The sequence below is a fragment of the Enterococcus sp. AZ050 genome (assembly GCF_051715085.1).
Classification (GTDB): domain Bacteria; phylum Bacillota; class Bacilli; order Lactobacillales; family Enterococcaceae; genus Enterococcus; species Enterococcus faecalis.
Genome location: NZ_JBIOTC010000001.1, coordinates 540,898 through 566,191, shown reverse-complemented (window position 1 = coordinate 566,191; position 25,294 = coordinate 540,898). Strand labels below are relative to the sequence as shown.

25 protein-coding genes and 1 pseudogene are annotated in these 25,294 nt (G+C 36.3%); 18 read left to right on the top strand and 8 right to left on the bottom strand.

The genetic code is table 11. The features are described from left to right. Positions 1 to 7 precede the first annotated feature (7 nt). The gene (locus tag IGJ04_RS02825; RefSeq protein ID WP_002425928.1) at positions 8 to 544 is read left to right on the top strand and encodes a GNAT family N-acetyltransferase; all 537 of its coding nucleotides are present in this window, start codon (positions 8 to 10) and stop codon (positions 542 to 544) included. A 69-nt stretch (positions 545 to 613) separates the two neighbouring features. Next, positions 614 to 1,054, top strand: a complete 441-nt coding sequence (locus tag IGJ04_RS02820) for a hypothetical protein (RefSeq protein WP_438839880.1) — start codon at positions 614 to 616, stop codon at positions 1,052 to 1,054. An 80-nt stretch (positions 1,055 to 1,134) separates the two neighbouring features. Here the strand turns inward: IGJ04_RS02820 and IGJ04_RS02815 are convergent, their stop codons facing one another. The 3 genes from IGJ04_RS02815 to IGJ04_RS02805 are packed head-to-tail and all read right to left on the bottom strand — an operon-like array spanning position 1,135 to position 1,846. Further along, positions 1,135 to 1,317, bottom strand: coding sequence for a hypothetical protein (locus IGJ04_RS02815; RefSeq protein ID WP_164548038.1), 183 nt, complete (start codon positions 1,315 to 1,317; stop codon positions 1,135 to 1,137). Beyond that, the gene (locus tag IGJ04_RS02810; protein ID WP_002357133.1) at positions 1,295 to 1,456 is read right to left on the bottom strand and encodes a hypothetical protein; all 162 of its coding nucleotides are present in this window, start codon (positions 1,454 to 1,456) and stop codon (positions 1,295 to 1,297) included. The genes IGJ04_RS02815 and IGJ04_RS02810 overlap by 23 nt, the downstream gene beginning before the upstream one ends. A gap of 33 nt (positions 1,457 to 1,489) precedes the next feature. Further along, positions 1,490 to 1,846, bottom strand: coding sequence for a hypothetical protein (locus IGJ04_RS02805; protein WP_002419931.1), 357 nt, complete (start codon positions 1,844 to 1,846; stop codon positions 1,490 to 1,492). Positions 1,847 to 2,025: 179 nt separating this feature from the next. Here IGJ04_RS02805 and IGJ04_RS02800 point away from each other — a divergent pair, with 179 nt between their 5' ends. The 7 genes from IGJ04_RS02800 to IGJ04_RS02770 all read left to right on the top strand — a co-directional run bounded on the left by IGJ04_RS02800 (position 2,026) and on the right by IGJ04_RS02770 (position 10,823). Beyond that, positions 2,026 to 3,360, top strand: coding sequence for an FAD-dependent oxidoreductase (locus tag IGJ04_RS02800; protein WP_438839879.1), 1,335 nt, complete (start codon positions 2,026 to 2,028; stop codon positions 3,358 to 3,360). Next, on the top strand, positions 3,350 to 4,816 hold the full coding sequence (locus tag IGJ04_RS02795; protein ID WP_002385844.1) for a helix-turn-helix domain-containing protein: 1,467 nt from the start codon (positions 3,350 to 3,352) through the stop codon (positions 4,814 to 4,816). Before IGJ04_RS02800 ends, IGJ04_RS02795 begins: the two co-directional genes overlap by 11 nt. A 276-nt stretch (positions 4,817 to 5,092) precedes the next feature. Continuing rightward, a complete protein-coding gene (glpK, locus tag IGJ04_RS02790; protein WP_002357138.1) occupies positions 5,093 to 6,598 on the top strand; it encodes a glycerol kinase GlpK in 1,506 nt (501 codons plus the stop codon). A gap of 20 nt (positions 6,599 to 6,618) precedes the next feature. Beyond that, positions 6,619 to 8,448: a type 1 glycerol-3-phosphate oxidase gene (glpO, locus tag IGJ04_RS02785; RefSeq protein ID WP_438839878.1), complete on the top strand. Its 1,830-nt coding sequence runs from the start codon at positions 6,619 to 6,621 to the stop codon at positions 8,446 to 8,448. 7 nt (positions 8,449 to 8,455) lie between these two features. Next, a complete protein-coding gene (locus tag IGJ04_RS02780; protein WP_002357140.1) occupies positions 8,456 to 9,175 on the top strand; it encodes an MIP/aquaporin family protein in 720 nt (239 codons plus the stop codon). A gap of 282 nt (positions 9,176 to 9,457) precedes the next feature. After that, positions 9,458 to 9,985 carry a 5-bromo-4-chloroindolyl phosphate hydrolysis family protein gene (locus tag IGJ04_RS02775; protein ID WP_048737323.1) on the top strand — a complete coding sequence of 176 codons (528 nt, stop codon included), beginning with the start codon at positions 9,458 to 9,460 and terminating at the stop codon, positions 9,983 to 9,985. Then, a complete protein-coding gene (locus IGJ04_RS02770; RefSeq protein WP_438839877.1) occupies positions 9,978 to 10,823 on the top strand; it encodes a hypothetical protein in 846 nt (281 codons plus the stop codon). Before IGJ04_RS02775 ends, IGJ04_RS02770 begins: the two co-directional genes overlap by 8 nt. Before the next feature lie 302 nt (positions 10,824 to 11,125). Here the strand turns inward: IGJ04_RS02770 and IGJ04_RS02765 are convergent. Next, positions 11,126 to 12,634, bottom strand: a pseudogene (locus tag IGJ04_RS02765) (helix-turn-helix domain-containing protein). Positions 12,635 to 12,752: 118 nt separating this feature from the next. Beyond that, positions 12,753 to 14,666, bottom strand: coding sequence for a PfkB family carbohydrate kinase (locus IGJ04_RS02760; RefSeq protein ID WP_179143025.1), 1,914 nt, complete (start codon positions 14,664 to 14,666; stop codon positions 12,753 to 12,755). A gap of 179 nt (positions 14,667 to 14,845) precedes the next feature. Here IGJ04_RS02760 and rihC point away from each other — a divergent pair, with 179 nt between their 5' ends. From rihC to IGJ04_RS02745, 3 genes are read left to right on the top strand one after another with little or no spacing between them, the layout of a single operon-like run. After that, positions 14,846 to 15,766, top strand: coding sequence for a ribonucleoside hydrolase RihC (rihC, locus tag IGJ04_RS02755; RefSeq protein ID WP_438839876.1), 921 nt, complete (start codon positions 14,846 to 14,848; stop codon positions 15,764 to 15,766). A gap of 16 nt (positions 15,767 to 15,782) precedes the next feature. Next, positions 15,783 to 17,156, top strand: a complete 1,374-nt coding sequence (gene dcuC, locus IGJ04_RS02750) for a C4-dicarboxylate transporter DcuC (RefSeq protein ID WP_438839875.1) — start codon at positions 15,783 to 15,785, stop codon at positions 17,154 to 17,156. Positions 17,157 to 17,167: 11 nt separating this feature from the next. Next, positions 17,168 to 17,656: a GNAT family N-acetyltransferase gene (locus IGJ04_RS02745; RefSeq protein ID WP_438839874.1), complete on the top strand. Its 489-nt coding sequence runs from the start codon at positions 17,168 to 17,170 to the stop codon at positions 17,654 to 17,656. Between the two features lie 78 nt (positions 17,657 to 17,734). Here IGJ04_RS02745 and IGJ04_RS02740 read toward each other — a convergent pair whose 3' ends face one another. Continuing rightward, positions 17,735 to 18,763 carry a lactonase family protein gene (locus IGJ04_RS02740; RefSeq protein WP_438839873.1) on the bottom strand — a complete coding sequence of 343 codons (1,029 nt, stop codon included), beginning with the start codon at positions 18,761 to 18,763 and terminating at the stop codon, positions 17,735 to 17,737. 191 nt (positions 18,764 to 18,954) lie between these two features. Between IGJ04_RS02740 and clpX the strand changes: the two genes are divergently transcribed. Together clpX and yihA are read left to right on the top strand one after the other, a co-directional pair. Continuing rightward, the gene (clpX, locus tag IGJ04_RS02735) at positions 18,955 to 20,208 is read left to right on the top strand and encodes an ATP-dependent Clp protease ATP-binding subunit ClpX (protein ID WP_002357154.1); all 1,254 of its coding nucleotides are present in this window, start codon (positions 18,955 to 18,957) and stop codon (positions 20,206 to 20,208) included. Between the two features lie 97 nt (positions 20,209 to 20,305). Then, positions 20,306 to 20,887 carry a ribosome biogenesis GTP-binding protein YihA/YsxC gene (gene yihA, locus IGJ04_RS02730; RefSeq protein ID WP_002357155.1) on the top strand — a complete coding sequence of 194 codons (582 nt, stop codon included), beginning with the start codon at positions 20,306 to 20,308 and terminating at the stop codon, positions 20,885 to 20,887. 16 nt (positions 20,888 to 20,903) lie between these two features. Here the strand turns inward: yihA and IGJ04_RS02725 are convergent, their stop codons facing one another. Then, positions 20,904 to 21,056, bottom strand: coding sequence for an SPJ_0845 family protein (locus tag IGJ04_RS02725; RefSeq protein WP_002362024.1), 153 nt, complete (start codon positions 21,054 to 21,056; stop codon positions 20,904 to 20,906). A 177-nt stretch (positions 21,057 to 21,233) separates the two neighbouring features. Between IGJ04_RS02725 and yidD the strand changes: the two genes are divergently transcribed. Both yidD and IGJ04_RS02715 read left to right on the top strand, forming a co-directional pair. Continuing rightward, on the top strand, positions 21,234 to 21,536 hold the full coding sequence (gene yidD, locus IGJ04_RS02720) for a membrane protein insertion efficiency factor YidD (RefSeq protein ID WP_002357157.1): 303 nt from the start codon (positions 21,234 to 21,236) through the stop codon (positions 21,534 to 21,536). 2 nt (positions 21,537 to 21,538) lie between these two features. Continuing rightward, a complete protein-coding gene (locus IGJ04_RS02715) occupies positions 21,539 to 22,420 on the top strand; it encodes an ROK family protein (RefSeq protein ID WP_002365792.1) in 882 nt (293 codons plus the stop codon). A gap of 40 nt (positions 22,421 to 22,460) precedes the next feature. Here the strand turns inward: IGJ04_RS02715 and IGJ04_RS02710 are convergent, their stop codons facing one another. After that, entirely contained in the window at positions 22,461 to 23,072 is a 612-nt protein-coding gene (locus IGJ04_RS02710) for an FUSC family protein (protein WP_010713300.1), read from the bottom strand. Between the two features lie 102 nt (positions 23,073 to 23,174). Here IGJ04_RS02710 and IGJ04_RS02705 point away from each other — a divergent pair, with 102 nt between their 5' ends. After that, a complete protein-coding gene (locus IGJ04_RS02705; RefSeq protein ID WP_002419923.1) occupies positions 23,175 to 24,134 on the top strand; it encodes an aromatic acid exporter family protein in 960 nt (319 codons plus the stop codon). Between the two features lie 115 nt (positions 24,135 to 24,249). Continuing rightward, on the top strand, positions 24,250 to 25,203 hold the full coding sequence (locus IGJ04_RS02700) for a hypothetical protein (protein ID WP_164972898.1): 954 nt from the start codon (positions 24,250 to 24,252) through the stop codon (positions 25,201 to 25,203). Positions 25,204 to 25,294: the final 91 nt, after the last annotated feature.

Genomic DNA, 25,294 nt, shown 5'->3' with positions numbered 1-25,294 from the left:
AAAGGGCTTGAAACGGAAAATTATTTTCGAAACACAACGACTTATTGTCAGAGAATGGCAGATGGAAGATGAAGTGGAATTGAAAAAATTTTTGCAAGATGAAAATGTGATGTATGCCTATGAACACGCTTTTTCTGATGAAGAGGTTGCAAACTGGCTAAAGTGGAACTTACAGTCCTATCAAGAATGCGGCTACGGCTTATGGGCGTTAGAGAAGAAGCGAACAGGCGAAGTTATCGGCGAGTGTGGCCTCACCAATCAATTAGTAAAAGGCAAGAGCTATCCAGAAATTGGTTATCATTTATGTGGAAAAGAATGGCACAAAGGGTATGCGATTGAAGCTGCCGCAGCGACAAAGCAATACGCATTCGATGTATTAAATTTTCCAGAAGTTATTTCAACGATTCGTGATACGAACTTAGCCTCTATGAATGTCGCTATTCGAAACCAGATGCTTGTTAGGGATCGATACATTAAAACATACCGTGGCAAAACGATGCCTCACTATGTTTTCTCTGTTAAAAATCAAAAGAATAAAGACTGAAAAAGTGCCACTTGTCAGATGGAATAGAAAAAGTGTAAAATGGAGTGAAAGAGAAAAGGGAAAAGAGGGATGGTTATGAGACCAAATTTAGGATTTTACGTTCAAACAATCAATGATATCGTTAAAACAACAGAAGATATTGGCGAAGTCATGAATCCATATTACGAAGAAGTTCGTCAAGCGATTGATAAGAATAAAGTGAATGATTTAACAGCCGAACGAATTGCAGAAATTCAAGCAAAATTTAAAGAAGGTACTGAAAAATATGAATTAATGCTCAAAAAAGTCGGAACATTAAAACCGACGCCACAAGTACTTGGCATTCATAAAAAATTTCAACATACTTATACAGAATATGTAGCAGGATGCAATGAAATGATTTTAGCAACAGATCCAGAAACAGGTATTGATGCAGATTTATTTAATGCTTCAGAGGAAAAGCAGGATCAAGCAACGGATGAATTAACCTTTGCCATTACACGGATGAGCAACATTCTTTTGAAAAAATAAAAAACTAATAAAAATAACTAACGAATTTAATATTTTTTTCATGTCTTTTTTATGGACAAAAGAGAAAGTGTATTGTATTATTAATTCATACCAACAACAACCTTTTTATTTTTCATTTTACTCTTATTGAGTAAATACTCCTTTTCCATCGGCAAAACTGCCGGTGGTTTTTTTGTTATTTTTTTATTTAATAATAAAACAACCTTTGATTTTATAAAAATCAAAGGTTGTTTTAGCTTGTTAATTTTCAACATTTCGCACATAATCATCAAAGTATTGAATTAACTCTTTCTTGATTTGTTGATAATCTGCTTCAGAATAGTTCTTTTCTTCTAGTGTGCCATTAAAAAATGGCAAATTTAGTTCTTCTTTTAAACGTTCAATCACTTCTTCTTGCTTCATAAGGACCCCTTCTCAACGAATTGTTCTCTTCTATTATAGAACATTGTAGTCATCCGTCAATTGCTCAAAGGCAATTTTCATTTCCTCTAGACGTTCATTCAATTGATGGGTTTCATCTTCTTCATTGAAAAAATGTTGTTTTAATTCAAAATAAAAATTTTCGAAGGCTTGGAAAAAAGGCTCAGACTTGTTATTTTCAAGAGCAGGAACACTTGTGTAGAGAACACGAGCGCTATGATAGTAAGTGCAAACCTCGTTAATATTTAATAAAATACGCGCTTCTTCTGGGCGTGGTCGACTTGTAACTAAGTCATGTAAAGATAAACTTTTTGTATGGGTTTCAGATAAATAAAATAAAAATAGTTCCAATTGCTCTTTTGTTGCAGACATGAAAACTCCTCCTCAAACAGTAGTAACATTTATTATAAATGAAAATGAAAGTGCTTGAAAAGCAATGCGCTCAGCAAAAATAATTATTTTAAGTGAAAACTATAGTTGTTGCTTTAGCATTCTTTTTAATCATGATAAACTGAGAGAAGTATAGTAGGTCCTGACAGAGGAGGAAACAAATGAAAATTGTGATTATTGGTGCATCATTCGCAGGTATTTCCGCAGCAATTGCTTCAAGGAAAAAATATCCCCAAGCAGAAATTTCTTTAATTGACAAACAAGCAACAGTGGGGTATTTATCTGGTGGCTTAAGTGCGTATTTTAATCATACCATCAATGAATTACACGAAGCACGTTACATAACGGAAGAGGAATTACGTCGTCAAAAGATTCAGTTGCTTTTAAATAGAGAAGTCGTGGCAATGGATGTTGAGAACCAACTGATTGCTTGGGCGCAAAAGGAAGAACAACAGTGGTATTCTTATGATAAATTGATTTTAGCGACAGGCGCGAGCCAGTTTTCCACGCAAATTCGTGGTAGTCAAACAGAAAAATTACTCAAATATAAATTTTTATCAGGTGCTTTAGCGGCTGTTCCATTACTGGAAAAGAGCCAGACAGTAGCCGTCATTGGTGCAGGACCCATTGGAATGGAAGCTATTGATTTTCTTGTGAAAATGAAGAAAACGGTCCATGTCTTTGAAAGTTTAGAAAATCTATTGCCTAAATATTTTGATAAAGAAATGGTTGCAGATGTTCAAAAATCTTTGGAAAAACAAGCAGTAATTTTCCATTTTGAAGAAACGGTCCTAGCAATTGAAGAAACAGCAAATGGTATTGTTCTTGAAACAAGCGAGCAGGAAATTTTTTGTGACAGTGGGATTTTTGCTTTAAACTTACATCCTCAATTAGCCTATTTGGATAAAAAAATTCAACGAAATCTGGATCAGACAATCGCGGTGGATCCTTATTTACAAACTTCAGTGCCGAATGTTTTTGCCATCGGAGATTGCATTTCAGTTATGAATGAACCAGTCGCGGAAACTTTTTATGCTCCGTTAGTGAACAATGCGGTACGAACTGGCTTAGTAGTCGCCGACAATTTAGAAGAAAAAACACACCGATTCATTGGCTCTTTGCGAACAATGGGAACAAAAGTGGGGGACTATTACCTTGCTAGTACAGGTCTAACCGAAACGGAAGGTTTATTTTTTCCGCAAACACTTGCTTCCGTAATTGTTAGACAGCCAGCGCCGCCTCTACAACATGGGACAGAAATTTTAGGCAAATTAATCTATGATAAAGTGACACAACGGGTCCTTGGGGCACAGCTTTGTTCAAAAAACAATTGTTTAGAAAAAATAAATACGTTAGCATTAAGTATCCAAACAGGTCAGACACTGACAGACCTATTACAAAAAGATTATTTTTATCAACCTTCCTTAACCAATATTTATGATATTACAAATTTGATGGGTGCTTCGGCTTATTGGAGAGAGAACGATGAAAGTTGAGACGTTATTGGAAAAGAAAGCGATGCGACAATTATTAACGGTGCAACAAACCATCTTAGCAGGGGGTACCTGCTCAGTCTCTGATTTAACAGCATTTTTAGCGGTCACAAAAGCCTCCTTTGAAAAAGACTTAGAGGATTTACATTATTTTTTGAAACCTTTTGGACAGGATTGTCAGCTTACTTATGATGGCCAACAGCTATCAATCACCTTATCGGATTTTTTTTCGTTGAATCATTTAATTGAAGCATTTGTAAAAGAGTCTCTTAAATTTCAACTTTTAGATTATTTATATCGTAATAAAGAGTTTTCTATTGTTCAATTAACGACTAAATTTATGATTAGTGAGTCTTCTTTATTTCGAAAGATTAAGGAACTCAATCAATTGTTAGCCGCCTTTGATTTGCAAATAAAAAATGGACAACTACAGGGAGAAGAATTGCAGATTCGTTACTTTTACTTTCAGTTGTATTGGTATATTACTCCCTATGAAACACACCAGAAAAAAACGATGTCCCCGTTAAATAAACGGATAATTGAAGGGATTGAAACTGGCTTAGGTTTTACTTTTAATGAACATAATGCGTTAAAAGTTAGCCTTTGGTTGAGTATTACGAAAAAGCGCCTAGCGGTTACTTCAAAAAAATATCAACAATTGAGAAAGAAAATGATTGATTTTAAAGAAGATCCGTTATTTAAGCAAGTTCGACAATTGTTTTTCCGTTTTTCTAGTCGCTATTCATTAGAATTAGACGAAGGAGAAAGCATGATTCATTTTGTTTTTCTAATCACAATGTCGGTCTTACCAGAATCAGCTTTTGATGAATATTCCTTAATTCGGGGACGTCGTTCCGCTGTTTCTTTAGCTGATACGTTTATCTTGGAAAATGTGGTCTTGTATTATCGGCCCCATAAATTTGAACCTACTCTTGAGAAAACCATGGCTTACTATTTTTCACAAATTCATGGAAAACTCTATTTTTTTAAAGGAGAATTGGAAGTTTTTGATCGGGCCCATATCTGGGAAAAAGAACAGCAATTATCTAGTCGGGAATTAGCTTCTTTTTCAACAACGTTATTAGAAAAAGCTTTAGCTTGTTTTGATGAAACGTATCAACCAGGAGATAGTTTGCATGAACTTTCTCTGGTCAAATATTTAAGCGTGTTGGCATTAATTGAATTTAAAATGATTGGTGAAATAAAAATTGGAATTCATTTAGCAATGGATGCTCTTTATCAAGCGGCGTTAACACAAGTATTAATGCTTAGTCTTAAAAATATGAATGGCACGCTGGTGGAGAGGTATCAGCCTGAACAAACATATGATTTAATTGTGACCAATTATCAGCAAACGAGCTATCAAGGAACACCGGAAGTCTATGTTTTGTCAGAATTAAGTTCGACCTATGATGTGCAACAATTAAAAAAGAAAATACGCACCTTGCGGGAGAAATAAACAAAAGGTTGGTGTGACGGAAATTGTCTGATCCTCGCACCAGCCTTTTTACAACTAAAAGTCGAAAATTAGGCTTTTTTAAACAAAAATGTTTCTTTTTATTGAAAAATTAGAGATAATAAAAGCATTATTGAAAGCGTTGTCTTTGTTGATTTTAGTAGAAATCCTTTCAATTTTTTTAAAATAAAAAAAGTTTTTGACATGTTTAGTTATTCTTTTATTTGTAAGATAGGGACATAAAGAAAACGATTTCAAAAACGTTTAGGAGGAATTATCATGGCAGAAGAAAAATACATTATGGCGATTGATCAAGGAACGACTAGTTCTCGTGCAATTATTTTTGATAAAAAAGGAAACAAAATTGGTAGTTCACAAAAGGAATTTACTCAATATTTTCCTAATGCAGGTTGGGTGGAACATAATGCCAATGAAATTTGGAATTCTGTTCAATCCGTTATTGCAGGTTCTTTAATTGAGTCAGGAGTGAAACCTACAGATATTGCTGGAATTGGGATTACAAACCAACGGGAAACAACCGTTGTTTGGGACAAAGCAACTGGGTTACCCATTTATAACGCAATTGTTTGGCAATCACGCCAAACGACACCTATTGCCGATCAACTAAAAGAAGATGGCTACAGCGAAATGATTCATGAAAAAACTGGGTTAATCATTGATGCTTATTTCTCAGCAACGAAGGTTCGTTGGATCTTAGATCACGTAGAAGGTGCGCAAGAACGTGCAGAAAATGGAGAATTGATGTTTGGAACAATTGACACTTGGCTCGTTTGGAAATTAACGGGAGATACTCATGTCACTGATTATTCAAATGCAAGCCGGACGATGTTGTTTAATATCCATGATTTAGATTGGGATCAAGAAATTTTGGATCTTTTAAATATCCCACGAGTGATGTTACCGAAAGTCGTTTCGAACTCTGAAGTGTATGGATTAACAAAAAATTACCATTTTTACGGAAGTGAAGTTCCTATCGCTGGGATGGCTGGTGACCAACAAGCCGCCTTATTTGGTCAAATGGCCTTTGAACCTGGGATGGTTAAAAATACCTATGGAACAGGCTCATTTATTGTCATGAACACTGGCGAAGAACCTCAACTTTCTAAAAATAATCTGCTTACCACTATTGGCTATGGCATTAACGGCAAAGTATATTATGCCTTGGAAGGAAGTATCTTCGTGGCTGGTTCAGCGATTCAATGGTTACGAGATGGCTTAAAAATGTTGCAAACGGCTGCTGAATCTGAAGCAGTAGCCAAAGCGTCAACAGGGCACAATGAAGTTTATGTGGTTCCGGCATTCACTGGTTTGGGCGCACCATATTGGGATTCACAAGCGCGTGGGGCTGTCTTTGGATTAACACGCGGTACCACGAGAGAAGATTTTGTCAAAGCGACACTTCAAGCAGTTGCGTATCAAGTTCGTGACATTATTGACACGATGAAAGAAGATACAGGCATAGACATTCCTGTCTTAAAAGTAGACGGTGGAGCAGCAAACAATGATTTCTTGATGCAATTCCAAGCAGATATTTTAAACACTGCTGTTCAAAGAGCCCATAACTTAGAAACAACGGCCTTAGGCGCAGCTTTCTTGGCGGGCTTAGCGGTTGGCTTCTGGAAAGACTTAGAAGAAATCAAAGCATTCCAAGAAGAAGGACAACAATTTGAACCAATTATGGCGGAAGAAGAACGAGAAGATTTATATGAAGGTTGGCAACAAGCAGTAGCAGCTACCCAACAATTCAAACGTAAAAATAAGTAAATGGAAAAGGGGAATTTTCTATGACTTTCTCAATAGAAACACGCCGACAATCAATCGACGATTTAAAAACACAACACTTAGATGTCTTAATTATTGGTGGTGGCATTACTGGCGCAGGGGTTGCCCTGCAAGCCAGTGCCGCTAAAATGAAGACAGGGTTAATTGAAATGCAGGATTTCGCAGAGGGCACCTCTTCACGATCAACCAAATTAGTTCATGGTGGTATCCGCTATTTGAAAACGTTTGACGTGGAGGTGGTAGCAGATACAGTGAAAGAACGAGCCGTCGTTCAATCCATTGCGCCACACATCCCTAAAGCGGATCCCATGTTATTGCCGATTTATGATGAGCCAAATGCAACATTTAATCTATTTTCTGTCAAAATAGCAATGGATTTATATGATCAGTTAGCTGATGTAACAGGTACCAAGTACGCCAACTATCTGTTGACAAAAGACGAGGTTTTGGCACGTGAGCCACAACTAAAAAGTGAAGGTCTACAAGGTGGCGGTGTTTATTTAGATTATCGAAATAATGATGCTCGTTTAGTTATTGAAAATATTAAACAAGCAGTAGCTGACGGGGCACATGCTGTGAGTCGGGTTCAAGCGGTGGGCTTTTTATACAATGATGAAGGGAAAATTACTGGCATTCAAGCAAAGGACCTACTAACTGACGAACAGTTTGAGATTCACGCAGATGTTGTGATTAATACTACTGGTCCTTGGTCAGATAAATTAAGAGGCTTAGACAAAAACGATTCATTTACACCACAAATGCGTCCAACCAAAGGGGTTCATTTAGTTGTCGACAAAAGCCGTTTAAATGTTCCTCAACCAACGTATTTTGATACAGGTAAACAAGATGGCCGCATGGTCTTCGTTGTTCCAAGAGAAGAAAAAACATATTTTGGGACGACGGATACAGATTACCATGGAGACTTTCAACATCCAACAGTAGAACAAAATGATGTGGATTACCTATTGGAAGTAGTCAATAATCGTTATCCAGAGGTACAATTGACAATTGATGATATTGAAGCCAGCTGGGCTGGCTTACGACCTTTAATTTCTGCTAACGGTGGCTCAGATTATAACGGGGGAAACAATGGCAAACTTTCAGATAAAAGTATTGATGAAGTCATTGATGTCGTTGACAGATACCAAAAAAACCAAACAGATAAACGAGAAATTGAAGAAGTCCTAAACCGTCTAGAAGACAGTTTGGTGGAAAATAAAGTCAATCCTTCAGCTGTCTCTCGAGGCAGCTCATTGGAAAGATCAGCGGATGGCTTGCTCACTTTGGCTGGTGGGAAATTAACAGATTATCGTAAAATGGCAGAAGGTGCGATGAAAATGATTCAAACCATCTTAGCAGAAGAATACCAGAAAGAATTCACCTTAATTGATTCTAAAAACTATCCAGTTTCAGGCGGAAAATTGAACCCTGCAACGGTAGACGAAGAATTAGAAGCGTTGGCAAAACATGGCGTGTCTAAAGGGTTAAGTGAAAAGGATGCACTATACTTAGCTCATTTATATGGCTCCAACGTACCAACTGTTTTTGAAATGATTGATGATGCCAAAGTAATTCCTGGTTTAACCTTAACAGAAACTGTCTCTTTAAACTATGCGATGGAAGAAGAAATGGCTTTAACACCCGTCGACTTTTTATTGCGACGGACCAACCACTTATTATTTATGCGTGATCGTTTGGACCAAGTGAAAGCGGGAGTCATTGAAGAAATGGCACAGCATTATCAGTGGACAGCGGAAGAAAGAGCACGACACATTGAAACATTAGAAAAAGTAATTGAAGAATCAGATTTAAAAAATTTGAAAGTAGGGTGAAGAAAAAATGGGAACTTCGATGATGACACAATTATTCGGTGAATTTTTCGGAACGATGATTTTAGTTTTACTAGGGGATGGCGTCTGTGCCGCAGTTAACTTGAAGAAAAGCAAAGCCTTTGCTTCTGGTTGGGTCGTTATTGCTTTAGGTTGGGGCGCTGCTGTTACATTAGCTGTTTACATGTCTGGGTATATGAGTCCAGCGCATTTAAATCCTGCTGTAACAGTTGCGATGGCAATTACTGGAAACTTTGAATGGGGCATGGTTTTACCTTATATCGTAGCTCAAGTCCTAGGCGGTTTTATTGGTGGTTTAGTTGTCTGGTTAGCTTATTTACCCCATTGGAACATTACAGAAGACAAAGGTGCTATTTTAGGAACCTTCGCCACTGGTCCAGCTGTCCGTAACTATCCAGCCAATGTTTTAACAGAAATTATCGGCACATTTGTCTTGGTTTTTGGCTTACTCGCCTTTTCTCAAAACGACTTAGCGGCTGGCATTAATCCAATGCTTGTTGGGATTTTGGTATTAGGACTAGGTCTATCATTAGGCGGACCTACAGGTTATGCAATTAACCCTGCACGTGATTTAGGACCTCGTTTAGCGCACCAAATTATTCCTGTGAAAACAAAAGGTGATTCTGATTGGGCTTATTCTTGGGTGCCAATTGTGGGACCTATCTTAGGTGCTTCATTAGCTGCAGTAATTTATTTATTCACTATTTAATAAAATGAAATGTAAATAGTTGTTTTAGACAATAAAAAACGCTTGTGAGAAGTAATCAATTCTTGCAAGTGTTTTTTGCTACATATAAACCAAAAAAGATTTCCTTAGACATTTAGACAATTTGTCTAAATGCGGAACAGAACAATTTTCCTATATGATACAATAAAAGTGCACAAGTAATTGGGGGAGTAACATTTCATACTTATTTGTCAATTTTAAGCTGGACAATGTGTTCAGTAATATATACTAATTTAAAAAGGAGTACATGATTTGAATGGGATAATGGTTTTGTTAGTGGGCGCTGGGTACATCGGTTGGGTTATTTATAGAAATGGTCGTACGTATTTCCGTTATAAAAAAAATCTAAAAAAATATCAAACGACGCACCATCTAACGGACAGTGACCTAGAGATGTACCAAAGAATTATGGACGAATTAAAAAAACAAATTATTTATTTAAACGAACTAACGAATAAGTCACGAAATTTAAAAAAAATTGAACAAGTAGAACTGGGTGTTGCTTCCGCTAAGGGCATCTTTAAACACTTAGTGAAGTATCCTGAAGCAATTACTCATTTTAGTGATTTTTTATATCATAAGGTACCAGAGATTTTACGAGCATCAGAACGGTTTTTAAGCATTAAAGAAGATAAATTGTCAACAGAAGAAATAACACTTGCAACCAATGGTATCTTAAGTACCATACGAGTGTTGTCGGAAAGTATCACAGATGATTATGAAAGATTAGTCTCCGAAGCATCTGAGGAAATTGCCTTATCAAAAAAATTAGTGGAGAGAAAAAATGGCTAAACAAAAGAATTTTTATGATACATATGATGCGCTTTTTCAAAAGCCAAAATGGTCGTTTTTTCCTGTCACAAGAACAGACACAGTAAAGCAACTTCCTAACCCAAATAAAAAAGTGGTAAAACCACAGACGAAAAAAAAGAAAAAACAAAAAAAGAACAAAAAAATTATTTGGATAGGCATTGCTGTAGCAATTGGCTTTATAGTATATATTGATCTTGCGGAGAAAGATGATTATTGGGATTACTCCGCTTCATCAGAAGATGTTTATCCTTTAAAAGAAGCTGGACTTACCACAACTGGACCTGTTGATTTAGAAAAAACACTAAAAGTCACAATAGAAGAAAATAAACTTTTATTTAATCAAGGCTACCAAATAGAAATTATCGGCGATGCCGATATTGAAACCAGTGGCGGAAAGAACTTTTTAATTTTACCTTCTACAGAGGAGTATCCAGATACAAAATATCTAGGCAATATCAGTTTTTATGAAAAAAGAGACTATTATACATCGGCAGGTATGTACCTTTCTGGCAATCTTGTCAACAGTCTTTCTGATTATTTGGATACAAGTAAAGAGTTTATCAAAGCATACCCAATTGATAAAATTGCTGATGTACAAACCGGCTATATTTTAAAACGGAATCAAGGATATACAGACATCTCAAAATATTATCTCTTTAAAGATGGAACAGGATTTGAATTAGAAGTCTCTGTTGACCAATTGGAAAAGGTCAAAGATCCCAAAGACTATTCTTCTTTTGTAAAAACATACGCAAAAGAAGTCGCTTTTATAGAAAAAAGTTTTAAATTTGAGTCTACTGATGAGGAATCTCGATAGAGAAAATAGTTTTCAGCTTCAAGTAGCGCCTAGCAATACCTTTGTTGAAAAAATGTAAGAGCCTGAGACAAAAAACACTTTGGATTTTTGTCTCAGGCTTAAAAACTGATCAGCGGTGGAAGCGTAGCACTTTAAGGACTGAAGTACGTTACTAGATTGTCTTTGAAGGTAACATAGAAAAGAACAGCAATATACAAGCGACCTACAAACTATTTTCTGTCAGACTAAAACTGGCAGAAGTGGTTTGTAGGTTGCTTGTTTTCATTATGGCTGGTGAGACAGGTTGGCGCTTGATGTTTGTTTTAATATTGCAAATCAAAAATGGCGATACTTATTTTACTGAAAATTAGTTCCCAATCTTCTCGGGTTAATTCTTCTTCTAAAATGTAAATTCGGTCAATTTCTTTTGGTAAATCAAATAAGGGATAGTCAGTAATCACAATATCACAACTAGAAAAATCGGTTCGTTCAAAAATAATATCCTCACTAAATGCTTGCTTGATTTTCATCATAATAAAGCTAGCAATGTAAAAATCGCGAGAATATGCAACACCAATTTTAATTTTTTTGCGGGGACTATAGTGCTAATAAATTCGTAACAACAATTCACATGTCCAAATTGGGTTCTCCTGATCCTTAAATCTTAACTGATAAGGGGAATGCGCTGAAAAGTTTTGATAAAAAGCATAGATTTCTTTCTGTAAATCTTTTTGATAAGTACTATTTTTATTGACTAAAAAATCTAGAATTGCGGTATTTGGTTGCTGTGAAATAAATAATTGGTTATAGATAATATTTTTAAATAAAATAAGTAAGAAGTAATGACGATCAAATTCACGCATTTTTGGAATTTGAAAAACTTCGCAAAAATTGGTTAATAAAGAATCAACGTAGAAATATTCTGGGCAAGAAATTTCATTTAGAGCAGCCAGTAAATCTTTGGCTCGTTTTGCTGAATCAAAATTATCAATGGCAATGGGTGCAATGATATCTACAACCCGCTGTTGATCTTCTGAAAAATTTGATTGGGAACAAAAAATAGTTTGTTTTGAGTCTGAGAAAAGCCTTAAATAAGGATGTTCTTCAAATTCTTTTTGGAGATCATCTTCACAAGTATATGGAAAGCGATATTTTGCGATGTGTAAAAGTAAATTTAATTTTAGTAGAGAAGCGTGTTCCAAGCGTTCAAGAATTTCTGGTTTAATATGTTGCGTCAGTATATCTTCAAAATAAGTAGAGGTATAACGTGGTAAGGCTAAGGTATTTAAAAAGATGGTCCAGTAGACATCAAGAAAAGCATATAGGACTTGAAATTCAGAACCTGTAATCACTTTACTCGCGGAGGGGGAAAAATGGACGGAAATTCCATACAAACCAAATAGTTTATTAATGTTATTTAACCGTTTGTAAATGTAAGATGAGCTAAAATTAGTTTCTTGACTCACTTTCCAGACAGAATTGTTTTCTTTTTTGATAATTGCTTGAAAAAGAATGAAGTCAGTAGAATGGACACAGTAATAATTAAATAATAAAAAATAGTGGGAAAGAAAATCATTGGAAGTCGTATGTAATGAAATTTTTCCGTGATGGATCTGAATCTCTAAGGTATTTTCAGGAAGGGTTGCTAAGTCTTCTTGAATTTCACGAAGATAAATTGATAAATTTTTAGTAGAAAGATCGAATTTTCGGGCAACACTAGATAAATCAAGGTTCGTTTGTTTTGCTAAGTATAAAAAGACAGCCAATTTTTTTTGTGTTTTCTTTGAAAGTAAAAATGTTTTTATGGCATCTTGTGTTTTGATGAGACTCACTCCTTAGTAATAACTTCTCTTTTATTATAATAGTTCGCCTAATAAATTGTAATAAAAAAGAACAATTCTCATTGGTTTATGAGAAAATAACAAGATATTCAGCAGGAAAACACCTGTGTCAGTCGACACAGGTGTTACGATGAGCAAAAAGAGCGGGTTCTTTTTTTATCAAATAATTTTCCAAAGTGACGTGATCAACTAAAGAATCAATCACCCCTTCTTTAGAAACTGAAAATCCTGCAGCCTGAATTGCTATTTGAATGGCTGCTTCAGTCGGATAACCTTTCGAAAGATAGGAGGCGAGCGCGCTGATAAAGCTGTCACTGGCACCAGTACTATCTACAGCTATATTTTCTGTTGCAGGGAAATAGTGGCACGCTTGGGGTGTTTTTAATAACACGCCTTTTTTTCCTAAAGTAACAATGACATTTTTTACGCCCATTTCTAAGAAGTACGCCGCTTTCTCTTCTAATGTACCAGTATCTGGTTGAAGTTCCAATAATTCATCTTCATTGGGAATGAAAAAATCAACCTTTTCTAGTATATTCACTGGAATATGATGAATAGCAGCCGGTTTTAAAATAATCGGTACCCCTGAATGTTGGGCGATTTCACAAGCTTTCTCTACAGCAGACAAAGGAATTTCTGTTTGAATGAGACAAAAACTGGCATCCATAAATAGGTGTTTTTGCTGTGCGATTTTTTTAGGTGTAAGCGCTGTGTTTGCACCAGGTAAGATTGAAATCATGGAGTCGCCGCTTGTCTCAACATAAATATAAGCTTGACCAGTCTCAGCATCTTGAATACGTGTGACACCATCTGTCGTAACGTGGTATTTTTCTAATTCTTTATATAAGTAATTCGCATCTGTGTCTGAGCCTAAACAACCAATTAAAGTGGCCTGATGGCCCAGTTTGGTTAAGCCAACAGCTTGATTTAATCCTTTTCCGCCGGGGAATTTAGCATAGCTAGACAAAAAATTTGTTTTACCATTATGTGGTAAATTTGTTGAATACAGATAATTATCAACGTTTAAACTACCCACTACAATCATTTTGCTATGTGGATTAACACTAGACATGCCTAATGTATTTTTGTGATCTAGCACCAATTTTTCAGTCTCATTAATCAAGGCTGTTTTTTCTTTGCGTTTGTTAAGCAATGATAAGGCTAACTGGCTGCCAAACGTCTCTGTATCTAATAAGACGGAAGAAATATGATCAGGTAAAAATGAACGATCAATTTTTCGCTTAATTGCGAGTAAAGAGTAATTATCGGGGGTTCGCAAACCGCTCTGCTTTAAAAGCTGTTCCAAAAAAACAGCCTGGGTATAGTCATCGGTAAGGATACCCGTAATCCCATCTGTGATAAGCTGATTACTGAAATCAGCAGGGATAGTGGTTAAAATATTTTCTTTATTAAAGGGTAAATTGACATCAAACAAGGCTTTTTTATAGCCTGCAATAATTGCTTCTTTATATTTTTGGTTAGTGACGAAATAACTAATTTTTTTATGGTTATTCTGTAATAATTCTTGGGTTAAAACATAACTAGCTTCTTCATAAAGCCCCGCTAGAGAAGGCAATTCGTTAGTTGAGTGATTGACGAAATAGTAAGGAATCGTTAATTCTTCTATAAATTTCGCGTATTGTTTACTGTTTTCATTGATTGGGTCCCAAATAATGCCACTGGCTTGTTTTAAAGTTGGCGAGGTAATATTTTTCAGTTCTTGTTCTAAACTACCGTGACTATTCAAAATCAAGCAGTTATAGCCATTTTCTTGAGCTTTATCAATAAAGCTCGTAACCCAAGCTTCAAAAGTTTCATGGCTATTTAATAATAACACGAAGGTTTTTGTAGTACTATTTGTGACGAGATTTGCTGAGTAAGGTGTGTAGTTGTAATCTCGAACGATTTTTAAGACACGCTCACGGGTTTCTTTACTAATAGTTTGATCTTTATTATTTATAATTTTGGATACAGTTGAAGCGGAAACGCCAGCTAATTTTGCAATATCTTTAATATTCATCATTTTCGTCCTTTCACTGAACTCTTTTTTATAGTAAGCATTCTAAAAGCAGAAAGTCAAGAAAAAGCCTAATTATTTATTATTTAGAAATTCTGCTTGACTTTTAATGAAAGCGCTGTTAATCTCAAATTAAGAAAACGTTTCCGGAAATATTTTTCCTAAATGTGAATGGAGGAAGAAAAATGGATACAAAGAAAAGACCGATCATTATTGATACGGACCCAGGAATTGATGATGCTGTAGCTTTAGCGATTGCACTGAATCATCCTAACCTAGAAGTTCGCTTAATAACGACGGTTGCAGGGAATATAGATGTAGAAAAAACAACAAATAATGCTTTGAAACTTGTCGATTTTTTTGGGAAAAAGGTTCCTGTAGCCAAGGGGTGTAATTGTCCGTTACTTATTCAATTGGAAGATTCTGCTGAGATTCATGGGGAGACTGGCATGGATGGCTTTGAGTTTCCGCAACCTATCTCTACGTGTTTAGATATTCATGCAGTGGAAGCTATGCGAAAAGAAATTTTGTCTAGTGATGTTCCTTTGACCATTGTTCCAATTGCTGCATTAACGAATATTGCTTTGTTACTGACCCTCTATCCAGAAGTCAAAGAAAATATTGCAGAAATCGTCATGATGGGTGGCTCATTAGCAAGGGGAAATACAAATACAAGTGCCGAATTTAATACGTATGTCGATCCACACGCTGCACAAATTGTTTTCCAATCAGGTGTCCCGCTAACAATGGTAGGATTAGATGTTACAAGTCAAGCTGTGTTAACGAATCATGAAGTAACAGCCATCAGAGCGCTTGGTAGAGTTGGGGAAATGTTTTATGGTCTTTTCCGTCATTATAGAGGCGGCAGTCTAACTACAGGTTTGAAAATGCATGATGTCTGTGCGATTGCCTATTTAACTTCACCAGAATTATTTGAGACAACTGAAACGTTCATTGAAGTTGCTTTGGAAGGTCCAGCTGCGGGAGCTACTGTTGCGGATTTAAAAATGAAGTATCATAAAAACACGAATGCTGTTGCCTGTATAGATGTAAATGTTGAAGCTTTTCAAAAATGGGTTGTCGAAAAAATGAAAGCGGTTAATTAACTGAAGGAGGATAAGTATGATTGAAAGTTTATTGGTATTGGTCGTTTTAGTTGTTGTAGCCTATTTGATTGTAAAAAATTATCATCCCGCACTCAGTTTAATTATTGGTGCGCTTGTTCTACTTGCATGTGCATGGATGTTAGGACATCCCATTTATCCTGCAGGGGAAGGAACCGGTTTTGGATTATTTGATATTTTCTTGAAGTTTAAAGATACAATTATTGCACAAGTGAGTTCAGCAGGAATTGTAATTATGATTCTTTTTGGTTATTCAGGCTATATGAATGCAATCGGGGCCAATCAGATGGCTGTCAACTTTTTGGTGAAACCATTAATGAAGATTAAACGTAAATCGTTATTTGTCCCTGTGGTCTTTTTGATTGGAAATTTAATGTCACTAGTAGTTCCTAGTGCATCAAGCTTAGCGATTATTTTAATGTCTATATTATATCCGATGCTAGCCAGCATGGGGATTTCATCATTAACTGCTGCAGGTGTGATTGCAATGACGGCAACTATCATGCCAACACCTTTAGGCGCGGATAACGTAATCGCCGCAAATACCCTTGGTTATGATGTGTTAAATTATGTTGTATGGAATGCCAAAATTTCGCTGCCATCGTTATTAATCATTGCGGTTGCACAGTACTTCTGGCAAAAATACTGCGATAAAAAAGAAGGTGAGGCTGCCTATGTTTCATTAAATGAAGAGGGCTTAAGCAAACAAAAAGAATTTGATGTTCCTAAATTTTATGCAATATTGCCAATATTACCGCTATTATTAATTGTTGGAGTGGGAATCGCAGGAATGTTTATTAAAGGAATAACGATGGATATTTTTGTTCTTACATTTATTTCTTTCTTCATTGCTGTATTGGTTGAGACGCTTCGCTTGAATTCTTTTAAAAAGGTTCAAGATACGGCTGTCGAGATGTTTAAAGGAATGGGGCAAGGGTTTAGTCAAGTTGTGATGCTTGTCGTAGGCGGTTCATTGTTCACTTCTGCGATTCAAACGTTAGGAATTATTGATAGTATTATGGCATCTGTCGAAGCATCAAGTTCAGCAGGAATTGTCACGACCTTAATTTTCAGCGGTGCAACGACCCTTTTTGGAATTTTAAGCGGTGGTGGACTGGCAATGTTTTATGCGGTTATCGAACTAATCCCTGGGATTGCCGAAAAAGCTGGGATTGATGGCATCTTAATTTCCCTGCCAATGCAGATGATCGCGAATTTAACTAGAACGATTTCTCCTGTAGCAGCAGTTGTCATGATTGTCGCATCAACAGTAGGAGTTAGTCCCATCAGAATTTTAAAACGGACGAGTGTACCGACCATCATTGGTATTATTAGTGTGATTGTCCTGTCGATTCTATTGTTACCTTATTAAGAGAATAAACAATGAAAATTAGAGTGGCTGATGAGAAAGAGTTACCGATTATTCTTCCATTTTTAACAGAAGTAAAGGCATACATGGATGTTGTGGGCATTACACAGTGGACAAAGGGCTATCCTTCTCAAGAAGATATCCAAGAAGACATTACAAAAAAACGATTGTATTTGTTAGTGCACGAAGAAATGATTTTTTCAATGGCAACGTTCTGTATGGAGCAGGAACAAGACTTTGTTTGGCTAAAGCGCTTTGCAACTTCGCCTAATTATATTGCCAAGTGTTATGGCAGTTTATTGTTCCATGAATTGGAGAAACGGGCAGTCTGGGAAGGAAGACGTAAAATGTATGCTCAAACTAATCATACAAACCATAGAATGATTCGATTTTTCGAAAGTAAAGGGTTCACAAAAATTCATGAATCTTTACAAATGAATCGCTTAGACTTTGGCTCTTTTTATCTATACGTTAAAGAATTAGAGAAGCAATCCATCGTTTAAAATAAGAAAACAGGAGTCAGATGCAAAAATTATTTAGCATCTGACTCCTGTCGTTTTCCAAGGAAATAGTCAACTTAATTATACAAATAAAACACAAACACATTCGGGAACGGCAACATCTTTTTGAATCATTTCTAATAAGCCTGTTTCTTGGTTCCGACGATAAAGTGTTAAGTTGTCAGAGTCTTGATTAGCGACAACGATGAAATCTTCAGAAGGATCTAAATCAAAATCTCTCGGAATATCGCCTTCTGTTGAAATTAATTGAATTCGTTCAATTGCTTCGCCATTTTCTGAAACAGCATAGACAGCAATTGAGTTATGGCCACGGTTTGAAGCATAAAGGAAACGGCCATCAGAAGAAATACGAATCGCAGCGCCACCATTAAACGCATCATAATCAGCAGGTAAAGTAGAAACTTTTTGTAATTCAGTGAAAGAACCATCTGTTTCATCATATGAAAGAACTGAAACAGTGCTATCTAATTCACCAAATAAGTAAGCCAATGATTTTGTTGGGTGGAACACTAAATGGCGTGGACCAGTCCCTGGCTCAGTCACGAATTGAGCGATTTCAGAAAGCTTTCCATCTAAGCTAACATTATACGTATACACACGATCGGTTCCTAAATCACAGACGACTAAGCGTTGATCAGGCGTCAAATCTGTGTAATGAACATGGGCATTGTTTTGGTTTTCATGAGGACCAGTTGGCTCTGTATGAATCACTTTGTCAGCATCTTCCAAAGAACCATCTTCTAAGATACGATACACGTGAACGATACCTTGGTGATAATTTGCTGCATAGACAAGTTGTCGGTTTTCGTCAACAGCTACATAACATGGCGGCGCACCTTCCTCAGTTACTTTATTCAATAAGTTAAAATGATCCATTTCTGGTTGATAAGCGGCAGTGCCACCTTCACCGTCAACACTAGTGACGCTAAAAAGTTCGCCCTTTTGACTCAGAGCAAGATAGGTAGGATTCGTTTCTTCTAACAAAAGTGTCGCTTCTGTTAAACGACCTTGTGTCGTATCTAATGCAATTTTATAAATGCCTTGGCTGGCTCTTCGAGTATAGGTACCTAGTAAAATTTGTTCTAACATCACAATTCCTCCAATTTGTTTCAACACAATCACTTTTTATGAAAGTGCTTTTATATAATGTAGTATACCATAAGAAGTCTAAGAACAATAAAACTTTCTATCTGAGATGTTCGCATTTTAAAGTGGTTTGTGCTATTATGATGAGAGACTGTGATGACAGTCATTTTTTGATTTTTAGAGGGGTGACGAACATGTACGACAATACGGATAATAACGGGACCGTTCGTTGTTCATTTTGTGGGAAAACACAAGAAGAAGTAAAAAAAATTGTTGCTGGTCCGGGTGTCTATATTTGTAATGAATGTATTGATCTATGTAAAGAGATTATTGATGAAGAATTTTATGATGAAGCAGTCCGAGAATTAACGGATGTGCCAAAACCCCAAGAAATTTTAAATGTTTTAAATGAATATGTTATTGGACAAGAACGTGCAAAACGCACACTTTCTGTTGCTGTTTACAATCACTATAAACGTGTGAATCAATCTGAAACAGCTGCAACTCAAGATGACGTTGAATTGCAAAAAAGTAACATTTGTTTAATTGGACCAACAGGTTCAGGTAAAACTTTCTTGGCTCAAACGTTAGCAAAAACATTAAATGTACCTTTTGCAATCGCTGATGCGACCAGTTTAACAGAAGCAGGTTATGTAGGGGAAGATGTTGAAAACATCCTTTTAAAATTACTACAATCTGCTGACTATAATGTTGAACGTGCGGAAAAGGGCATTATCTATATTGATGAGATTGATAAAATTGCCCGTAAGAGTGAAAATGTTTCGATTACTCGAGATGTTTCAGGTGAGGGTGTTCAACAAGCCTTACTAAAAATTCTTGAAGGAACAGTTGCAAGTGTACCACCACAAGGGGGCCGCAAACATCCACATCAAGAATTTATCCAAATTGACACAACGAATGTTCTCTTCATCGTTGGTGGAGCATTTGATGGAATTGAAACTATTGTTAAAAACCGCTTAGGCGAAAAAACTATTGGTTTTGGTAAAACTAATTCTGCTTTAAATGAAGAAGAAAGCATCATGCAACATATTATTCCAGAAGATTTATTGAAATTTGGTTTAATTCCAGAATTTATTGGACGCTTACCTGTAATGGCTGCGCTTGATAAATTAACGAATGATGATTTGGTTCGAATTTTAACAGAACCGAAGAATGCCTTGGTGAAACAATATCAAAAATTATTGTCTCTTGATGACACTAAATTAGAATTTGAACCAGAAGCATTAAAAGCCATCGCAGCCAAAGCCATTGAACGTAATACTGGCGCACGGGGACTTCGTTCAATCATTGAAGAAATTATGATGGACGTAATGTTTGATGTTCCTTCAGATGAAAGCATTGAAAAAGTTATCATTACTAAAATGGCCGCTGAAGGTACAGGTAAACCAACAATTATTTATAACAAAAAAGATAAAGAAGCTGTATAAGATTGAAGCTGAAAACAGCTCTTTCGGCGGATCTCCGAAAGAGCTGTTTTTGTTAAGCTTTTGAATGAAAGACTGAATAGAAGAACGGAGGAAAACAATGAACGTACATAATGCAGAAATCGTGATTAGTGCGGTATCCCCTAAACAATATCCTGAATCTCAATTACCGGAGATTGCTTTAGCTGGACGTTCGAACGTTGGGAAATCATCTTTTATTAATACCTTGATTAATCGTAAAAATTTAGCAAGAACTTCAGGCAAACCTGGTAAAACGCAAACGCTAAACTTTTATTTAATTGAGGACGCCTTACACTTTGTGGATGTTCCTGGCTATGGTTATGCCAAAGTTTCTAAAACAGAACGTGCGAAGTGGGGAAAAATGATTGAAACGTATATCACGCAACGTGAGCAATTACGTGCAGTCGTTTCTTTAATTGATTTACGTCATCCGCCGACCCAAGATGATATCCAAATGTATGAATTTTTGAAATACTATGATTTGCCAGTTATTATTGTGGCAACTAAGGCAGACAAAATTCCGCGGGGCAAATGGAACAAACACGAGAGTGTCATCAAAAAAGCCTTGAATTTTGATAAACAAGATGACTTTATTATTTTCTCTTCTGAAACAAAAGAAGGAAAAGAAGCAGCTTGGACAGCAATTGAAAAATTTCTATAGAAAAAAACAAGCAAAATTACTCTTTTGCTTGTTTTTTTGCTTCTTCTTTTTTTGCTTCTTGTCGTTGTTTTGCCAGTTCTTCAAGAGGTACTTCTTTCTTTAATGGATCAACGGCGAAAGAATCGAAGAGTTTATCTAAGTCATTGGAACGTTCAAATTTTAATCCCATTTACTAAGCCTCCATTCCTTTTTTTATAGTGTAGCACGTTTTTTTTCATTTGGATAGCAACAGAAATGTAAGAATTCGTAATAGGTGCACCTGGTGTAATTTCTCGTAACTAAGACTTGCCAAACATGAAAAAACAAGCTATTCTTTAGTAAGAATTAGTTAGAAAGAAGGCACTTTATGAAAAATCCGTTAATCGGCGGTGTTCGTTTTTATCAACGATTTATTTCTCCAGGATTGCCTGCACGTTGTCGCTATTACCCAACGTGTTCACAATATATGATTGATGCAATTCATACACATGGAAGTGTCAAAGGAACAACGATGGGAGTAGCACGGATTTTACGATGTCATCCTTTTGTTAAAGGCGGCATTGACTATGTTCCGTTGAAATTTCGCTTGACGAAAAATCCTGATGAGACCTATCATGGACCGTATACGTATCGAAGAAATAAGAAAACAGAAGTAGAAAAGGATGGATAAATATGGCAATTTTAGCATTTGATCTTGGCGGTTCTTCCGTGAAATACGGCGTTTGGACAGGCAAAGAATTAACAAATCAAGGGAGCTTTCCAACACCTGGCTCTTGGGAAGAAATGAAAGCGCATTTATATTCGGTTTATGCAGACAAAAGAAATGAGTCGATTAGTGGTGTTGCTTTTAGTTCACCTGGAGTAGTTGACGAAAAAAGTCAACAGATTTTAGGGATTTCCGCCATTCCATATATTCATCATTTTAACATTTATGAAGAATTAGAAGCGTTGTTTGGCTTACCAGTGACTATCGAAAATGATGCGAATTGTGCTGGTTTAGCTGAGATATATGAAGGCGCGGCGAAAGGGAAAAAAGAAGTGCTTTTTGTCGTTATTGGGACAGGAATTGGCGGAGCGATTTTTCGCAATGGTGAATTGTACAAAGGCGCTCATTTATATGGAGGCGAGTTTGGACTGAACTTTTTAAGTAATGGCCAAACATTCAGTGAAATTGGCACAGCTGTCAAAATGGCTCAGCGCTATTGTGAACGAATTGGAGTCGAAAAACAGGCGGTGACAGGAGAAGAAGTTTTTGAACTGGCACAACGAGGGGATGAGGTTGCTCGCGAAGAAGTCAATAATTTTTATGATTATTTAACACAAGGATTATTCGGCTTACAGTTTTCTTATGATCCTGAAATGATTGTACTTGGAGGCGGTGTTTCTGCTAAAGAAGGCTTATTAGCAGAGATTAATCGCCGGATGCTAACGCATTTACAGACCTTTGAATTAAAAGATTTTGTTCCAGAAATCGTGACCTGCCATTATCAAAATGATGCCAACTTGATTGGCGCAGCCGCCAACTTTCAAGCAAAAACGAATTGGGAACTATAAAGAAACAGCCGATTGTTATTCTCTTCAATCGGCTGTTTCTTTATTTATTTGCCTTGTCGTCAGTGCTTTCTTCTGCGTCAATCCGCGCTTGAACTTGTTGGCGTAAAGCTTCTAGTTCTTTTTCTTTCTTTTCTAATTCAGCTAAATCTTCAGAAATTTCATGGGCTTCTTCTGCTGGCTTAGGTTGTAAAAAGACGTTTAAACCAATCGCTATAAAGGTCCCAATGAATGTATCCAACACACGTTCCATTGCATATTGAAAGGAATCGCTTTGCGGAATACTTAAAGAAATCATTAAAAGTGTCGCAGTTGCAGAAATGATTCCAGCATTGTTATTAATCCCATCAGAAACAACGATGACGATAATGACTAAAAGTGGTAGTAGCAGTAATTCTACTAAGTGTTGATTAGGAAAATAATCTTGTGCTAATACATAAAGCAAAGCTAAAAAGCCACCCAATGTGTTTCCAATAATGCGCGATTTTCCAAAAGACAAACTGGTATTTAAATCTTGTCTTAGCGAAAAAACAGCTGCTAAACAGGCAATCATAGGTGAGCCACGATGGAAAAATTGAAATAAAAGAATACACAGCATGACAGCAATTGCTGTTTTTAACGTTCGCATGCCTAAACGAAATCGACCCACTATCATAAATATTCGCTCCTAAATAACTTTTCTCTTTAATGATAACCGAAATAGAGGTAAAATTACTAGAGAAAAGTGAAGAATTATTATTTTTTAAGGGGAGTATGCATGAAAATTGGTTTACGAACAGTCAAGACAGCCATTAGCGCTGCATTAGCAATGATTATTGCGGAAAAACTGGGATTGCTTTATGCCCCTTCGGCAGGGATTATTTCAGTTTTAAGTGTTACTAGCACGAAAAAAACATCTGTCATGACAGGAATTTATCGTTTGTTATCCTTAGCTTTAGCAACTATTTTAGCGTATATTTGTTTTACTTTTTTAGGTTTTACAGCGATTGCTTTTGGTATTTTTTTGTTATTGTTTATTCCAGCAGCTGTGTATTTTCAATTATCTGATGGGATTGTTGTGAGTTCCGTTTTGGTAACTCATTATTTAGTCGAAAAAAATCTTTCTTGGGCGATTATTGGAAATGAGTTTTTATTAATGAGTATTGGTGTGGGACTAGCGTTATTAGCTAATTCCTATATGCCTGATACAGAAAAACGTTTAAGAGAAGACCAAGAAGTCATTGAAACAATGTTTCGTAAAATTTTAAGGGAAATGGCGCTACATTTAAACAACGCTGCAGGAGAGCGAAATTTGGTCATGTATTGTGCAGATTTAAAAACCTTTATTCGCACAGGCGAGACGTGGGCCAAAAATCATGCCGAGAATCAATTGCTATCTACCAATACGTACTATTTAGAGTACTTTGCGATGAGAAAAATGCAAAGTAATATTCTAAAAAACATGTTGGAATTATTAGAAGATATTACTGTTGATGCGCAACAAGTTCGCTATATTCAACAATTGTTGGAATATACGGCAGAAACATTTGCAGAGAATAATGATGGACAAGAAATTATGAATCGAATTAAGAACGTTTATGAAACCTATCGCACAAAACCATTGCCGCAAACAAGAAATGAATTTGAAAATCGGGCGCGGCTCTTTCAGTTTTTACAATTATTTCAGTCGTTCATCCAAATCAAAGCGGACTTTGCCAAATTACAACTAGATAAATAACAAAAAAGAAACCTTTTTAAACGGAGGTTTCTTTTTTGTTCTCTTAAAAATTCAGGCAAGTTCTTTAGTATTCATTGAGAATGTGTTAAACTAATGAGAAAGAAAAATAAAAGGAATGACCGCAATGGATAATGCTCAAGTGAAGAGAAAACATTTCCGTTTTCCAGCGTATGATGATGAACAGGGCGTAAAATTACCAACAGATAATGAGCGTAACTTATTTCAAGATGATCTGATTGGTAAAGCAATGTCTGGTAGCAGAAGAACTGCAACACCTGCCGAAGATACTAGACAAAGCACACCATCTGTCCAACAACCAACAACGAATCAACCAACTACAAATAAACAAACACAACAATTAACGGCAGCACAACAAGAGCAATTAGCACGTCATCGTTCTAATTTGCCAGACTACACAAAACATGCTAGTAAAGCAACGAAAAATAAACAAGCAACGAAAAAAAATAATAGCCTTTTTGGGACGCCAAAAGGAAATGGCTGGACACAAACGTATAAAAAAAAAGAAGTCGTAGCGAAACCAAGTAGACCTGCCGCATCACCATTAGTGCAGAAAACGACACCTTCTTATTTTGTTCCTAAATATATCCCGGCTTCTGTGATTCCTGAGGAACAGGAACCTAGTTTTACTGAAGAAGAGTTGCTAAAAGCAATGAAAAAAGATCGGCGTTCATATGTCATTCTTGATGATGAACCAACGGCTTTTCAAGTGAAAGATACGGAAGAAGATCCAACGGTGCGGAAGTTTAATATTCCAACCTCAGAACCTGAGATTCCTTTAACTAGACGACAATATCAACAAATCAAACCAGACTTAGAACGTTTTGGCGAAGATGCGTTAGATTTACGTTCGCGTTCCCGTTTGAATGCCGCAAAGAAAAATGCTAAAAGTCAAACTGCTTATGGGAAAAAATTAGCTAAAGCGAATGCTCAAGTGGAGCCGGAAGCACCTGTGACAGAAGAGAAGAAAAAGGGCATCTTGGATAAACCATTAAGCGGGATGCTAGAAGATTCAAGTTCTGTATTAGAAAACAGTAAATATTTTAGTTAAGAGATGAAACTTGCATGTGGATTTGAAACATGTAAGTTTTTTATTCTGTTTTAATAGTTGATTATTTTTTTGTTTTATACGATAATGAATC

Bases quoted from the DNA above. Each gene is read 5' to 3' on its own strand.
- dcuC (WP_438839875.1), top strand. From the start codon at position 15,783: ATGATTGAAAGTTTATTGGTATTGGTCGTTTTAGTTGTTGTAGCCTAT.
- IGJ04_RS02710 (WP_010713300.1), bottom strand. From the start codon at position 23,072: ATGATAGTGGGTCGATTTCGTTTAGGCATGCGAACGTTAAAAACAGCA.
- yidD (WP_002357157.1), top strand. From the start codon at position 21,234: ATGAAAAATCCGTTAATCGGCGGTGTTCGTTTTTATCAACGATTTATT.
- IGJ04_RS02775 (WP_048737323.1), top strand. From the start codon at position 9,458: ATGGTTTTGTTAGTGGGCGCTGGGTACATCGGTTGGGTTATTTATAGA.
- clpX (WP_002357154.1), top strand. From the start codon at position 18,955: ATGTACGACAATACGGATAATAACGGGACCGTTCGTTGTTCATTTTGT.
- IGJ04_RS02745 (WP_438839874.1), top strand. From the start codon at position 17,168: ATGAAAATTAGAGTGGCTGATGAGAAAGAGTTACCGATTATTCTTCCA.
- IGJ04_RS02800 (WP_438839879.1), top strand. From the start codon at position 2,026: ATGAAAATTGTGATTATTGGTGCATCATTCGCAGGTATTTCCGCAGCA.
- IGJ04_RS02820 (WP_438839880.1), top strand. From the start codon at position 614: ATGGTTATGAGACCAAATTTAGGATTTTACGTTCAAACAATCAATGAT.
- IGJ04_RS02770 (WP_438839877.1), top strand. From the start codon at position 9,978: ATGGCTAAACAAAAGAATTTTTATGATACATATGATGCGCTTTTTCAA.
- IGJ04_RS02805 (WP_002419931.1), bottom strand. From the start codon at position 1,846: ATGTCTGCAACAAAAGAGCAATTGGAACTATTTTTATTTTATTTATCT.
- IGJ04_RS02810 (WP_002357133.1), bottom strand. From the start codon at position 1,456: ATGAAGCAAGAAGAAGTGATTGAACGTTTAAAAGAAGAACTAAATTTG.
- IGJ04_RS02705 (WP_002419923.1), top strand. From the start codon at position 23,175: ATGAAAATTGGTTTACGAACAGTCAAGACAGCCATTAGCGCTGCATTA.
- IGJ04_RS02780 (WP_002357140.1), top strand. From the start codon at position 8,456: ATGGGAACTTCGATGATGACACAATTATTCGGTGAATTTTTCGGAACG.
- IGJ04_RS02760 (WP_179143025.1), bottom strand. From the start codon at position 14,666: ATGATGAATATTAAAGATATTGCAAAATTAGCTGGCGTTTCCGCTTCA.
- IGJ04_RS02740 (WP_438839873.1), bottom strand. From the start codon at position 18,763: ATGTTAGAACAAATTTTACTAGGTACCTATACTCGAAGAGCCAGCCAA.
- IGJ04_RS02795 (WP_002385844.1), top strand. From the start codon at position 3,350: ATGAAAGTTGAGACGTTATTGGAAAAGAAAGCGATGCGACAATTATTA.
- rihC (WP_438839876.1), top strand. From the start codon at position 14,846: ATGGATACAAAGAAAAGACCGATCATTATTGATACGGACCCAGGAATT.
- IGJ04_RS02815 (WP_164548038.1), bottom strand. From the start codon at position 1,317: ATGTGCGAAATGTTGAAAATTAACAAGCTAAAACAACCTTTGATTTTT.
- IGJ04_RS02725 (WP_002362024.1), bottom strand. From the start codon at position 21,056: ATGGGATTAAAATTTGAACGTTCCAATGACTTAGATAAACTCTTCGAT.
- glpO (WP_438839878.1), top strand. From the start codon at position 6,619: ATGACTTTCTCAATAGAAACACGCCGACAATCAATCGACGATTTAAAA.
- yihA (WP_002357155.1), top strand. From the start codon at position 20,306: ATGAACGTACATAATGCAGAAATCGTGATTAGTGCGGTATCCCCTAAA.
- glpK (WP_002357138.1), top strand. From the start codon at position 5,093: ATGGCAGAAGAAAAATACATTATGGCGATTGATCAAGGAACGACTAGT.
- IGJ04_RS02715 (WP_002365792.1), top strand. From the start codon at position 21,539: ATGGCAATTTTAGCATTTGATCTTGGCGGTTCTTCCGTGAAATACGGC.
- IGJ04_RS02700 (WP_164972898.1), top strand. From the start codon at position 24,250: ATGACCGCAATGGATAATGCTCAAGTGAAGAGAAAACATTTCCGTTTT.